Source organism: Streptomyces sp. NPDC058469 (assembly GCF_042721125.1).
GTDB lineage: Bacteria > Actinomycetota > Actinomycetes > Streptomycetales > Streptomycetaceae > Streptomyces.
In genome coordinates this window covers 17,562-30,173 of record NZ_JBHXME010000137.1, presented here as the reverse complement: position 1 = coordinate 30,173, position 12,612 = coordinate 17,562, and the positions used below count along the sequence as shown (strand labels likewise).

Annotated in this window: 11 protein-coding genes; 7 read left to right on the top strand and 4 right to left on the bottom strand. The window is 70.5% G+C overall.

Annotated elements, in window-relative coordinates; genetic code table 11:
• Positions 1–500 precede the first annotated feature (500 nt).
• On the top strand, positions 501–1,247 hold the full coding sequence (locus ACFWP5_RS39610; RefSeq protein WP_384168381.1) for a phosphotransferase family protein: 747 nt from the start codon (positions 501–503) through the stop codon (positions 1,245–1,247).
• Positions 1,248–1,825: 578 nt separating this feature from the next.
• On the opposite strand, the gene ACFWP5_RS39605 is transcribed toward ACFWP5_RS39610, so the two are convergent.
• A complete protein-coding gene (locus tag ACFWP5_RS39605; protein WP_384168379.1) occupies positions 1,826–2,566 on the bottom strand; it encodes a VOC family protein in 741 nt (246 codons plus the stop codon).
• Between the two features lie 186 nt (positions 2,567–2,752).
• On the opposite strand from ACFWP5_RS39605, the gene ACFWP5_RS39600 reads away from it, so the two are divergent.
• Complete coding sequence (locus ACFWP5_RS39600) at positions 2,753–3,361, top strand: TetR/AcrR family transcriptional regulator (RefSeq protein ID WP_384168376.1); 609 nt, start codon at positions 2,753–2,755, stop codon at positions 3,359–3,361.
• 53 nt (positions 3,362–3,414) lie between these two features.
• Positions 3,415–4,353, top strand: a complete 939-nt coding sequence (locus ACFWP5_RS39595) for a transglutaminase-like domain-containing protein (RefSeq protein ID WP_384168373.1) — start codon at positions 3,415–3,417, stop codon at positions 4,351–4,353.
• A 6-nt stretch (positions 4,354–4,359) separates the two neighbouring features.
• On the opposite strand, the gene ACFWP5_RS39590 is transcribed toward ACFWP5_RS39595, so the two are convergent.
• Complete coding sequence (locus ACFWP5_RS39590; RefSeq protein WP_384168370.1) at positions 4,360–5,619, bottom strand: PucR family transcriptional regulator; 1,260 nt, start codon at positions 5,617–5,619, stop codon at positions 4,360–4,362.
• 101 nt (positions 5,620–5,720) lie between these two features.
• Here ACFWP5_RS39590 and ACFWP5_RS39585 point away from each other — a divergent pair, with 101 nt between their 5' ends.
• The 4 genes from ACFWP5_RS39585 (at position 5,721) to ACFWP5_RS39570 (ending at position 10,960) form a co-directional block, all read left to right on the top strand.
• Positions 5,721–6,179 (top strand): nucleoside deaminase, encoded by a 459-nt coding sequence (locus tag ACFWP5_RS39585; protein ID WP_384168367.1) that lies wholly within the window; start codon positions 5,721–5,723, stop codon positions 6,177–6,179.
• Positions 6,172–7,149, top strand: a complete 978-nt coding sequence (locus ACFWP5_RS39580) for an isopenicillin N synthase family dioxygenase (protein WP_384168364.1) — start codon at positions 6,172–6,174, stop codon at positions 7,147–7,149. Before ACFWP5_RS39585 ends, ACFWP5_RS39580 begins: the two co-directional genes overlap by 8 nt.
• A 140-nt stretch (positions 7,150–7,289) precedes the next feature.
• Positions 7,290–9,422: a hypothetical protein gene (locus tag ACFWP5_RS39575; protein WP_384168361.1), complete on the top strand. Its 2,133-nt coding sequence runs from the start codon at positions 7,290–7,292 to the stop codon at positions 9,420–9,422.
• Positions 9,419–10,960: an ABC transporter substrate-binding protein gene (locus tag ACFWP5_RS39570; RefSeq protein WP_384168358.1), complete on the top strand. Its 1,542-nt coding sequence runs from the start codon at positions 9,419–9,421 to the stop codon at positions 10,958–10,960. The genes ACFWP5_RS39575 and ACFWP5_RS39570 overlap by 4 nt, the downstream gene beginning before the upstream one ends.
• Before the next feature lie 13 nt (positions 10,961–10,973).
• Here ACFWP5_RS39570 and ACFWP5_RS39565 read toward each other — a convergent pair whose 3' ends face one another.
• Together ACFWP5_RS39565 and ACFWP5_RS39560 are read right to left on the bottom strand one after the other, a co-directional pair.
• The gene (locus ACFWP5_RS39565) at positions 10,974–11,945 is read right to left on the bottom strand and encodes a CU044_5270 family protein (RefSeq protein WP_384168355.1); all 972 of its coding nucleotides are present in this window, start codon (positions 11,943–11,945) and stop codon (positions 10,974–10,976) included.
• Positions 11,942–12,562: an RNA polymerase sigma factor gene (locus ACFWP5_RS39560; protein ID WP_384168352.1), complete on the bottom strand. Its 621-nt coding sequence runs from the start codon at positions 12,560–12,562 to the stop codon at positions 11,942–11,944. The genes ACFWP5_RS39565 and ACFWP5_RS39560 overlap by 4 nt, the downstream gene beginning before the upstream one ends.
• Positions 12,563–12,612 lie beyond the last annotated feature (50 nt).

Sequence of the window (12,612 nt, the reverse complement as noted above, 5' to 3'; positions counted from 1 at the left end):
GCAGCCGGTGGAAATTCTACCCCCCAACACGACCCTTAACCAGTTAGAAAAGACCCCAGCCTCCAGAGAGGAGGGAGCCGGGGGCGAGGTGGCGCACTGGCGTCTCGCCTGCACACCAGGTCGGCTCAGCGGCTGTCGCCCGATGGGGACTTGCTGCGCAAGAGGCCAAGAAGCCAACAGGCCAAGAGGCAAGGAGGCAAGGACCGCTGGGGAGTTGGGGAGTTGGGGAGTTGGAGTTCGTGGCCGAGGCCGAGGCCAATGGGCAGGCCTGGGCCACGGGCATGCATCGAAACTCCGGGCCGGGGCGAGGGAACGCGCTCGCGCCTCGCCAGCACACCGGGCAGGCAAGGCTAAGGACTCCTAACAAAAGTGGTGGGCTTTACCTGGTCAGCGGTCGGTGTCGTGCTCGAGGCGGCCGGGTAGCGGGACGCGGTTAGCCGCGCCATCGCACGCGATAAACCCGGCGACGCAGACGGTCGTCGCCGGGATACTGGTCGCCCATGGATGAGGTCGAAGTTGTCGTCGCCCATTCCGAGCGCGCGACCCTGCGCGTCGGCGATGTGTTCCTGAAGGTGGACGCCGATCAGGTGCGCATCGACGTCGAGGTCGAGGCGATGGCCCTGGCGCCGGTCCCGACCCCGGAGGTCCTGTGGCACAAGCCGCACGTGCTCGCGATCGGCGCACTCCCGGGGACGACGCTCGGGCGCCTCGGTGGGCCGTCGACCGGGTCGCCGAAGGCATGGGCCGCGGCGGGCGCCGCCATCCGGAAGCTGCACGACGCACCGCTGCCGCCCCGGCCGGGCCAGGCCGGCCGGAGCATCGTCGCGCTGGCGGCGGAACTCGACGGCGAGTGCGAGTTGCTCGTGACGAACGGCCTCCTGCCCGCCGACCTGGTCACCCGCAACCGCCAGGTCGCCGAGGCCGCGCTCCGGCCCTGGACTCCGGCGTTCACGCACGGCGACCTGCAGATCGCGCACGTTTTCGTCGACGGCGACGAGGTCACCGGCATCATCGACTGGTCCGAGGCGGGCCAGGGCGATGCCCTGCACGACGTCGCCACCTTCACGCTCGGACACGAGGAGCACCTCGACGACGTCATCGCCGGCTATGGCACCGACGTCGACCTCGACGTGATCCGCGCGTGGTGGTCATTGCGAAGCCTGCTGGTGGTCCGCTGGCTGACCGAGCACGGCTTCGACCCGTTCGCGCCGGGCTGCGAGGTCGACGTACTGAGATCCCGAATGTGAGGCCGCGCGGGCCCGCTGCCATGAGTACGTCCTGACCCCTGACCCCTGACCCCTGGACCTGCCACCTGCCACCTCTGGAGGCTGGGGTCTTTTCTAACTGGTTAAGGGTCGTGATGGTGGTTAGATTTGCCCCCGGCTTCCAGCGACCACCCACTCGGGGTTGGCCGCTGAGCCGAGGCGGCGTGCTGGCGAGGCGCGAGCGCGGCCCCTCACACCGGCCCGGTTCTGCCCATGGCCCGTGAGGGCAGTCCCCGCCCGTGTCCCTCGCATCCCACCGGCCGGTAGCCGCTGAGCCGGCCCGGCGTGCTGGCGAGACGGCAGCGCGTCCCTCCACGCTGGCCCGGAACGCAGTACAGGCAAGGGGATTCCTCCCTGAGCCACCCGTTCTTCCGGGCTGCTCGCTCGCTTCTCAAACGGGCTGGAGCGGGTCGAGTCAAGGGTGGAGCGGAGCGGAATCGGCGTAGCCGACGCGACCGTAGGGAGCGCCCTTTACTCGGGCCGTGGAAGCCCGACACTGGCAAAGAAGCGAGTGGCCCAACGGCAACTGGAAAACGCCGGGACATCAACAAGCCCCCGCGTCAGGACAGCGCCAGAACGCAGAACTCGTGCCCCTCCGGATCGACCAGACACGTCCACGGAACATCGCCCTGGCCGAGGTCGAGATCGGTGGCGCCGAGAGCCCGAAGCCGCCCCACCTCCGCCGCCTTGTCGTCACCGGGATACGGCATCAGATCAAGATGGACGCGATCCGGCACGGCCTTCACACCAGGTGTGCGGAGGAACTCCAGATACGGCCCGACGCCCTGGGCGGAGCGCAACGACGCGTGGTCGTCGGCCACTTCAAGCACGGTCCAGTCCGTCGCCTCGCCCCAGAACCGGGCCATGGCCCGAGGATCCACACAGTCGACGACCACCGCAGCGATCGGCCCGGTGTCCCGGTAGATCTCCCGAGGCTCCAGCACGCAGAACTCGTTGCCCTCCGGGTCGGCGAGAACGGTCCACGGGACGTCGCCCTGGCCCACGTCGACGGGCGTCGCACCGAAAGACTGGAGGCGTGCGATCAACTCCGCCTGGTGAGTCGTAGAGGTGGTGGCGAGATCGAGGTGCAGACGGTTCTTGGTCGGCGACTTGGACTCCGGGACGGGAACGATGTCGATGCCGAGGCCGACCGGTTCGGGCCAGACGAGGCCGCCGGCGGGGCCGACGTAGGTCGTCACGCCGGGGCTGAAGACACTCCAGCCGAGCGCCTCCGCCCAGAACCGGCCGACCGCCAAGCCGTCAACGGCCTTGATGTTCACCTGAACAGGACGCAGCGCCATGCCGGTGATCCTATGCACCACCCACTCAGGCCGTCGGGCCCACGGCCATCCGTATCCCCCGAAACGGACGGACGCGGGCCCGGCTACCACCAAGTCTGGACCGCCGGATGACCAGACCGGAAGAGGATTCCAGAAACCTGCTCTAGAAATTCACTCTAGAACCGAGTTCCCAATACGCTGTCCCGCATGAGCCCCAAGCAACAACGCGGCGAGGCCACCGCAGACCTGCTCCTCGACGCCGCGCTGAGCCTGTACGCGCAGCAGGGCGAACATGGTTTCACCGTCAGCGCCGTGACCAAGGCCAGCGGTGTCAGCCTCGGCAGCCTGTACCACCACTTCGGCAGCCTGGACGGCCTGTTCGACGCGCTGGCGCAGCGCTGGTTGAGCCGACTGCTGGGTGAGTTGCTCACCGCGCTCCAGACAACCCGTACCGCCCGCACGGGCATCCGCGCGATCGTACGGACGCATCTGGCCTTCGTCCGCGAGCACCGGGACGCCGCCATGCTGTTGCACTCCGCCAGGACCGACCAGCGGAACATGATCCAGGCCAGGGAACTGCGGGACGCCCAGGAGGCCAGGCTGTCGGTGTTCGCTGTCTGGATCCAATCCCACGTCGATTCAGGCGAGTTGGCCCCGCTGCCGCTGCCCCTGATCGAGTCCCTCGTCCTGGGCCCGTTGATCGGCGTGGTCCGCCGCTGGCTCTCCCAGGTCGACGACATCGAACTCGACCTCGACGAGGCCGCCCGCGTCCTCCCGGAACGCATCTGGCGCTCGGTCGCCGCCGACGTGAAGTGAAGTGCCCCTGGACTATGGACAATTAGGGGCGAATTTTGACACGGTCCGGTGTCATGCCCCTCAGCTTCCGCGCCTTCTACGCCGCCCAGAGCACGTACTCCGACCCCGGAGCCCTCGCCCACCGCTACGCCGGACTCCCCCGCGACCCCGCCCAACTCGCCCGCATCACCCGCGACTTGCTGATCCACCGCCTGGAAGCCGGTCTCTACGACCACACCCACCCCACCGACCGCCTCCACAACGACGCCGAGACCCGCTACATCGACGACATCCTGCGGATCATCGTGGAACGGAACGACACCCCGCTCACCCTGCCGCGTGAACCCGGTGACCGGTTCGTCGGAGTGTGCCGGGACTTCTCGCTCCTGCACTGCTCGTTCCTGCGGCACCTGGGCATCCCGGCCCGCATCCGCTCCGGCTTCGCCGACTACTTCAACTCGCGCGGCACCGACGTCTCCAACCTCTTCCACGGCGACCACGTCGTCACCGAGTACTGGCACGACGACCGCGGCTGGCTGCTCGCCGACTCCCAGCTCACCGACCCGGCCGTCACCGCTCACTGGAACGTCGACTTCGACCCGATGGACGTACCCCGCGACCGTTTCCTCGTCGCGGGCGAGGCCTGGCAGGCCATCCGTACGGGCGGCGCCGACCCGGCGGCCTTCGGACTGCACCCGCCGGAGGAGGGACCGTTCTGGGGCGAACGATTCGTCGCCGGCAACATCCGCCTCGACCTCGCCGCCCTGAACAAGGTGGAGACCCTGTTGTGGGACGTGTGGAGCGAGGACGAGGGCAAACCCGGGGAGCCGTTGCCGGAGTCCTCGCGCGAGTTCTACGACCGTGTCGCCCCGGTCGTCAGCGGCGAGGTCTCCTTCGACGCCGTACGGAAACTGTTCACCGAGGACGACACCCTCCGCACCCCGCCCACCGTGACCTGCTACGCCCCCTTCAACGGCCCCGGCGAAGTCACCCTGCGCCAGGACAACGTCTAGGCGCCTCTAGGCGACCGTCCGCAGCCCCCGTACCTGAGCCGCCCCCATCCCCCGCACCACCCGATGCGCGCACACCGCCGCCAGCAGCTCACCCAGCAGGTCCGGGTCGTCTACATCCAGGCCGAGGAGGGACTCAATGCGTTCCAGGCGCTGGTAGAGGGACTGGCGGCCGATGTGCAGGAGGGCTGCCGTGCGGGTCGGCGAGCAGCCGTGGCGTAGGTGTACCTCCAGCGTTCGTACCAGGTCGCTCGGGTGGGCCGCCTCCCAGGACAGGAGGGGGCCCAGCGCGTGCTGCACGAGCCGCGCCAAACGGTCCCGGTTCGCGTCGACACCGCCCCGCGTCAGCTCACGTTCCAGCGCCAGTGCCCGCGCCGATGTCACCAACGGGCCCCCGGGGACGGCCGGTTCGGCCGCCGGGACCGTCAGCGCGAGCTCCAGCGTCGTACGGGCCGCCCGCAACGTGTCGCTCCAGCGCAGCCAGCCGCTCCCCGCTTCGACCGCGTGCCCGACCGCGACCGTCAGCCCGGGTTCGGCGGCCGTACGGAATGCCTCCTGGACCGCGCGGATGGGGTCACCCGAGACAGTGCCGGGGAGGGCAAGCAGGGCAAGTACGTCGCCCGGGAACGCCGCCCGCAGCACGCTCGCCCCGCCCAGCAGCCGTACCGCCCGGTCCACGGCCGTCACCTCGCGCGCGCCGTGCACGGAGACCCCGATCAGGCGGGCGCCCGGGCCGGGGTGGAAGCCGGCCAGGGCGGACCGGGCCTCGACCTCCGGCTGGTTCAGCGCGGCGCGGTCGGCCAGGTCGGCCAGGAGCGCGGCCGTGTGGTCGTCGCCCCACGGTCGTACGACGGAACGGCCGGACAGGCCCCGGGCCACGATCGCCCGGTTGGCCGCCTCGGTGATCCGTACGAAGGGGACGACCCGGTGGAGGGCCAACAACGGAAGGCCTAGGCGGCGGGCCTCGTCCGTGACCTCGGGCGGCATCGTCGGGAGGGAGCGGCCGATCTCGACCGCCAGGCCGGAGGCGCCCCGCGCCGCGAGTTCGCGGACGTAGCGGCGGCGGATCTCGGCGTCCGTGTCGGTGAGGCCGAAGCCGTTGGTGAGGAGGAGTTCGCCGCCGTCGAGGAAGTTCGCGCCCTCGTAGACCTCGCTGGAGTGGACCCAGCGCACGGGGCGGTCGAGCGCGGCCTCGCCGGCCAGCAGCTCGGGCTCGGTGGCGCGGACCGGGTCGAGGGCCAGGACCTCACGGAGGGTGAGTGCGGGCACGGGCACCTCCAGGGGCGCTGACAGTTCGTCCGGCTAAGGGTTGCGGGGAGAGTACTTTCCGCACGTTGCCCTCGTGTTTCGGCCACTGGAGAGTGGGAGCCATGAACCGCATCGATCAGGCACAGGCACGGACCTGGCTCGCCACCGCCGTCGCGGAGGCCCGTGCCGGGCTCGCCGAGGGCGGCATCCCGATCGGCGCCGCGCTCTACGGCGCCGACGGCACCCTGCTGGGGCGCGGCCACAACCGGCGCGTCCAGGACGACGACCCCTCGATGCACGCGGAGACGGCCGCGTTCCGGGCGGCGGGGCGGCAGCGGTCGTATCGAGGGACGACCATGGTCACCACCCTCTCCCCTTGCTGGTACTGCAGCGGGCTGGTCCGCCAGTTCGGGATCTCGCGGGTCGTCGTCGGCGAGGCCGCGACCTTCCACGGCGGGCACGACTGGCTCGCCGAGCACGGTGTGGAGATCGTCGTCCTCGACGACCCCGAGTGCACCTCGCTGATGCGCGACTTCATCAAGAACAACCCCGCACTGTGGAACGAGGACATCGGTGACTGAGCCCCAGACCAAACCCCGCATCCCGACCATCGATCTCGGGCCCTGGATCGACGGGGACGAGCAGACGCGCAAGGACATCGCCCGTACCGTCGACGACGCCCTTCAGACCGCCGGGTTCCTGCTCGTCACCGGGCACGGGGTCGATTCCGCCCTCCGGGCCCGTATCCGTGAGGCCTCCCGTTCCTTCTTCGCCCTCCCCGTCGACGTCAAGGAGCCGTACGGCGCCAAGGTCGGCGGGCGCGGGTGGCTCGGGCCCGGCGCCGAAGCCAACGGGTACTCGGAGGGGACCGAGACCCCGCCCGATCTGAAGGAGTCGTTGACCTTCGCCACGCACCGGCCCTTCGAGGACCCGGCGATCAACGCCGAGTGGTACGCGCCCAATGTGTGGCCGACGGAGATCCCCGGCCTCCAACAACTCTGCGAGGAGTACCTGGACCGGATGGGCGAGCTGGAGAAGCGGCTGCTGTCGCTGCTCGGGGTCGCGCTCGGGCTCGAACCCGACTTCTTCTCCCAGCACATGGACCATCCGACGTACGGGTTCAACATCAACTGGTACCCGGGGGTGGAGGTCGTCGGGGAGCCGGAACCGGGGCAGTTCCGGATCGGGCCGCACACCGACTTCGGGACCGTGACCATCCTCGACCGGCAGGCCGGGAAGGGGGGATTGCAGGTCTTCACGGATGAGGGGGGATGGGAGGACGCACCGTTCGATCCGGAGGCGTTCACCATCAACATCGGGGATCTGATGGCCCGTTGGACCGGGGACCGGTGGCGGTCCGGGCGGCACCGTGTGCTGCCGCCGCCCGCCGACGCGCCCGCCGAGGAGCTGATGTCGCTCGTCTACTTCGGCGAGTGCACCCCGGGCACGTTGGTGGAGTCCGTGCCCGCGCCGGTCGGGCGGGTGGCGTACGAGGCCGTCGACTCGCATGTCTATCTGCGGGAGAAGCTGGACTCGATCACCGTCGACTGAGTCCGGCAGGTGAGGCCGCCGTTCCGACATTTTCGTAACTCAACGGACACCACGCGACCTAGTCCGAAACAACTCCCCCTATTTACCCTGGTGTTGATAGACAGGTTCCGGTGCCGGGCGACCGCTCAGGGGGAGATGCGGTGGGAAGAGGGCTGCATGGACGCGGGGCGCTGTTCGAGGCACAGCCGCCCGGTCTCGCCTCGCGCCTGACCGGTCTGCGCCCGTACGAGCTGCTCACCTCGCCGTACGAACACCCGGAACCGCCCTTCGTGGTGCTCGCGGGCGCGCGCGGGCTCGGCAAGAGCATGGCGCTGGCCGAGTTGCGGACCGCGTACCGCGGGCACACGCCGGTCGCGCTGATCGACTGCGAGGCCGGCCGGCTCACCCGGCTGCCGGACGGGCGGCCCGCCGCCACCTGGTCGCCGGTGTGGCAGGCGCTGGCGACCGTCGCGGAGCAGCTGAGGGAGCCGGTGGTGCACGGCGCCGGGAACATCGACTTCCCGCGCCTGGAGGCCGGACTCCTCGCCGTCTGCGCGACCGGCTGGGGCGCCCGGGACGAGGACAGCGCCCGCGAGGAGGCCCGGCGCATCCTGCTGCTGAGCGACCCGGCGCGGCGCTGGGCGGTGATCGCGCAGGGCTGGGCCGGCAAGGTCGCCTCCCGGCTCATCGCCAACCTGTCGGGTACGGGGCCGGTGGGGCAGGCCGTCATCGAGGCGACCCTGGACACCCTCTTCGACCTGGTGTGGACGCCGAACGGGCTGCTGAAGGCGGGCGCGGACTGGTACAGCGCCTACCCCGGCGCGAGCGGTGACGCCAAGCGCGGGCTGATCGAGATCGCCCGGGACTTCCGCGCCGAGGGCACCTCCCGCGCGGACGCCGAACGCTGGCTGCTGCGCGCCCTGTTGGCCGATCTGACGGACACCTACCGGCGCCGGTGGGAGCGGATGCGGCGGGTCGGGCGGCCGGTCGTGCTCGTCGACAACGTGCAGTCGGGGCCGGGGCCCGGGCTGATGAAGGCCGTACTGAAGGAGCGGGTTGACGGCATCGGAGACCAGGTGGTCTTCTTCGCCGCCCTGCGCGGCCACCGGCATCCCGATCTGCCGGACGCCGTGCGTCATCCGCTGCCGGAGGTGGCCCGCGCGAGCGGCTGGGTGCCGGGGGCCTCGCCCTCGTCCCGGGCCCTGTTGGTGACGTTGCCGCCGCTGACCCCCGAGGAGGCGCGGCGCGTCATCGCCGACGTGTGCGCCGCCGACGACGCTACGCGTGTCGAAGTGCCGCCCCAACTTCCGTATGCCATCCACCGGTTGACGGCCGGCAGTCCGCTGGGGGCCGCGGTGCTGGGGCAGGCCGTACGGCAGAACCGGCCTGTGGGGGCGGTCAGTCCGGGCGAGTTGCTGACCGCCGGGCTGAAGCCGGACGGGGATGCGGAGAGCGATCGGCGGCCGGTGTACCGGGAGTTGCTCGACCGGCTGGTGCCGCGGGGGCTCGCGGAGGAGCTGGCCGTGCTCGCCACCGCGCACGACGGGGACTCGGCGCGGGCGCTGGCCGAGGCTCGGCTGGGGGACAGTTTCGGCGCGGCCGGGGTGAACCGGCTGCGTACCCAGCTCACCGCGGAGGGACTGCCCCCGGCCGAGGGCTACTTCGTGGGCGATCCCTTCCTGCGTACCCTGCTTCTGCTGCGGCTGCACCTCGACGACGCGGACCACGGGCGCTGGCGTGCCGTGCACCGCTCGCTGCTCTCGCACTACGAGGGCCTGCCCGGCAACCCGGACACCCCGGCCCGCGCCCGCTACCGCCTGCACCACGAACTCGCCCTGGGCGACACGGCGGACGCGGTCGCGTATCTGCGGAACACCTTCCGCACCATCACCCCGTACGCCTGGCTGGAGACGCTGCTGTTCGTCACCGCCGCGCCCTACTACCACGCGCACGATCCGCACGGCCGGGACATCGGCGCGCCCGGCGACCACCGCAAGGCCGTCGCGCTCGCCCGCACGGACGCCGAGGAGGACCCCCCGGACGGCGTGGACCCGGCCCTGCATCTGACGGTACGGCGGCTGCTGCACGCGGTGTGGCAGGTGACGGACCCGCTGGTGCTGCCGGACGAGGAGGTCGCGGGCCGGATGCACTTCGATCTGGAGCAGCTGTCGAACAGCTGGCCCGCGGGCAGCGAACCGCTGTGGCGGGCCGCCCAGCAGTGGCCCGAACACGCCCTGGCCGGACGCCCGTTGAGGGTGCCGGCCGGCGACGACCGAGACGGGGGCGTGCGATGAGAGCGTGGATACACGAACTGGTCCAGCGGATCCGGACGATCCCGATCTACCGCTACACGGCCCTCGTGGTCGCCGCCGCGCTGGTCTTCGGCCTGGTCCAGCTGACCCGCACCCTCCTGCACGACGACCGTTCCTGCGCGGCCGGGGTGGCCCGCCCCGAGGACAGCGGCGAGTGCGTGGGGGTGTCGACCTCGGCGTTCGACTTCGGGCAGCGCCGGTTCGCCGACACGATCAGGGCGATGGCCCGTGAGAACAGCTCCCTCAAGGCGGGCACGTACGTCACCGTGGCGCTCTTCGAGCCGTTCACCGCGACCGACGCCGACATGACGAACGACGTGCTGCACGAGTTGCAGGGCGCCTATGTCGCGCAGTATCAGGCCAACCACGACGACAACGGCGAGACCCCGTACATCCGGCTGGTGCTCGCCAACCCCGGTGCCACGGGCGCCTATTGGGAGCGGACGGTCGACCGGATAGTGACGATGACGACGTCGTCCGACCGGCTGCGCGCGGTCACCGGGATAGGGACCAGCACCGACAACAACAAGAAGGCCGTGGCGAAACTGACCCGGCTCGGTGTCCCGGTGATCGGCACCTCCATCACCGCCGACGATCTCGCCAACGGGCAGCGGGGCAAGGACCCTTACCCCGGGCTCGCCCGCGTCTCCCCCACCAACACGGACGAGGCGCGCGCCCTCGCCGCCTACGCCAAGGTGACGGCGGACCGGGCCCTGCTGGTCTACGACAAGCCCGGCGACCCGTACACCAAGACGCTCCAACAGGCCTTCGCCACCCTGCTCAAGGGATCGCCGTACGGCTCCTGGCCGTTCACCCCGCCCGCCGACCGCAGCCAGGAAGGCAGTACGCCCAACACCTTCCGGCAGATCACCGACCTCATCTGCGACACGGACGCCAAGCTGGACACCGTGTTCTTCGCCGGACGGCACACCCAACTGCGGCAGTTCATCAACGCGTTGGGTCGCCGCGGCTGCCAGTCCCGCACGTTCACGGTGCTCACCGGCGACGAGGGCTCGTACCTCACCGGCGACAAGAAGCTCGACCGCAGCGCCCTCCAGCACGGCGTCGCCGTCCGCTACACCGCCCTCGCCCACCCGGACGCCTGGATCGACAAGGCCCCGGCGACCGGCGGTTCGGCCCAGGACACCCAAGTCCTCGACAAGCTGCTGGCCACCGCCAAGACCTCCCCGGTCGGCCCGGTCGGCGCGGTCTCCCTCGACGACGGCCAGGCGATCATCGCCTACGACGCGATGCGCCTCGCCGTCCACGGCATCCGCGAGGCCACCCCCGACCAGCAGAAGATCCCGCCGCTGTCCGACGTCGGCCTCCAATGGCCGCAGGTGAAGGGCTCGTTGCGGGTGAACGGGGCGAGCGGCTGGATCTGCCTGGACGTCCACGGCAACCCGTACGACAAGGCCGTACCGATAGTGGAACTCACCCCGCAGGGCGGCTCCCGCTTCGTGAGGATCGCCTGGCCGGAGGACAGGCCTCCCGGGAAGGAGTGCCTGCCTCCGGCCTGAACACCCTTGTGTCCTACGGCCGTTCGCCCGCCTTGTCGACGATCGCCCGGCGCAGGACGGCGGTGTTGGCGGTGACCGTGCCCTTCTTCACGCCGGCGTTGTCCTTGGTGGCCACCTCGCGCTCACCGAGGAACTCGTAGGTCTTCGCGTCGAAGATCCACTCGTCCCGGGTGGGGTTGTCGGGGTCGTCGCGGCCGATGGCGACACCGGACCGCCCTTCGGCGTCCTTCACGCCCTTGACCGCCGTCACACCGGGAATCCTGGCCACGGCCCGGAAGAGGGCCGCGCTCTGCTCCGGCGGCACGATCGAGTCGTTGAGCAGATCGCCGACCAGCACGAACATCGCCTGGTACTTCTCCTGGCCGCTGTACTTCGGGGCGGTCTTGGCGAGGTACTGGTACATCGCGTCGGGGTCGGTCGGAAGGGTCTTCACGTGGTTGTAGACATTGGAGACCTCCCAGCCGCCCTTGCCCGACTTCAGCCAGTCCGGCTTCACGTCGACCGGGATGACGAGGGGCTTCTGGCCCGCCTCCAGCTTCAGCCCCTTGTGCAGACCGTCCACCGACGTCCACACCTCCTGCCGGTGCAGCGGCGCGATCTTCGTCTTCTCGCCCTCCTCGTACGCGGCGTACGACACCTTGCTGTCCACGTACACGAACTGGTCGTCGCGGACCGTGCCGTAGGACTTCTCGTGCTCGGCCGCCAGCGCGATGTCCTCCAGGAGCGCGACCGTCGAGCGGCTCGGCGGCTGCGCGGTCGCCGAGGAGGAGCCGGAGGACGGCAGGACGACGAAGGTGACGGCCGCGGCGGTGGCGACGGCCGCGGCGGCGAGCGCGGGGCGCAGCCACTTGTTCCGCCGGGGAGCGGGCACGCTCTCCTGGACAGGTTCGGTCTCTTGCCGGATCTCGGTCATCAGATGCTCCTTGAGGAGTCGGTGACGGCCCGGCGGAAGGTCTCTCTCGGGAAGTTCCGGGAGTTGGTTCATCGTTGTCCCTCCCTCAGGGGCCCGACCGCACTGCCGCGGTCACCTTTCATCTGTCCGTCCCGCGAGGGGAGTTCCACACTTCTGAGATGTTTCGCGAGCTTTGCGCGCGCCCGCGAGAGCCGTGATCGTACGGTCCCCACCGGCACCCCGAGCGCCTCGGCCGCCGCCCGGTAGTCGAGCCCGGACCACACGCACAGGGCGAGCACCTCGCGCTCGGCGCGGCGCAGGGTGGCCAACGCGGTGCGTACGAGGGCCAGTTCGGCCGTGTCGTCGAGGCGGGCGGCGACCTCGTCGGCGAAGTCGCGTTCGACCTCGTCACGGGGCAGCCGGGAGACGGCCGCCGCGTGTCTTCGGGCGGCGCGGCGGGTGTTGCGCGTGACGTTGGTGGCGATGCCGAGCAGCCAGGGCCGTAGCGAACCGCCCTCCTCGTCGACCTTGCCGCGCAGGCGCCAGGCGTCCAGGAAGGTCAGCGACACGATGTCCTCGGCCTGCGCCCAGTCCCCCGTGAGCCGGAAGGCGTGGTTGTAGACGGAGCGTGCGTACGCGTCGAAGATCTCGCCGAAGGCGTCGTGGTCCCCCGCGCGGATGCGTTTCCTCAGTTGCAGATTCGTATCCACACCCCTCTACCTGTCCGGACGACGAAGGCCGGTTCCGGTGACCCATGTCA

Excerpts from the sequence above, each read along its gene's own strand:
- ACFWP5_RS39565 (WP_384168355.1), bottom strand. The coding sequence starts at position 11,945 with ATGAACCAACTCCCGGAACTTCCCGAGAGAGACCTTCCGCCGGGCCGT.
- ACFWP5_RS39570 (WP_384168358.1), top strand. The coding sequence starts at position 9,419 with ATGAGAGCGTGGATACACGAACTGGTCCAGCGGATCCGGACGATCCCG.
- ACFWP5_RS39595 (WP_384168373.1), top strand. The coding sequence starts at position 3,415 with ATGCCCCTCAGCTTCCGCGCCTTCTACGCCGCCCAGAGCACGTACTCC.
- ACFWP5_RS39610 (WP_384168381.1), top strand. The coding sequence starts at position 501 with ATGGATGAGGTCGAAGTTGTCGTCGCCCATTCCGAGCGCGCGACCCTG.
- ACFWP5_RS39600 (WP_384168376.1), top strand. The coding sequence starts at position 2,753 with ATGAGCCCCAAGCAACAACGCGGCGAGGCCACCGCAGACCTGCTCCTC.
- ACFWP5_RS39605 (WP_384168379.1), bottom strand. The coding sequence starts at position 2,566 with ATGGCGCTGCGTCCTGTTCAGGTGAACATCAAGGCCGTTGACGGCTTG.
- ACFWP5_RS39585 (WP_384168367.1), top strand. The coding sequence starts at position 5,721 with ATGAACCGCATCGATCAGGCACAGGCACGGACCTGGCTCGCCACCGCC.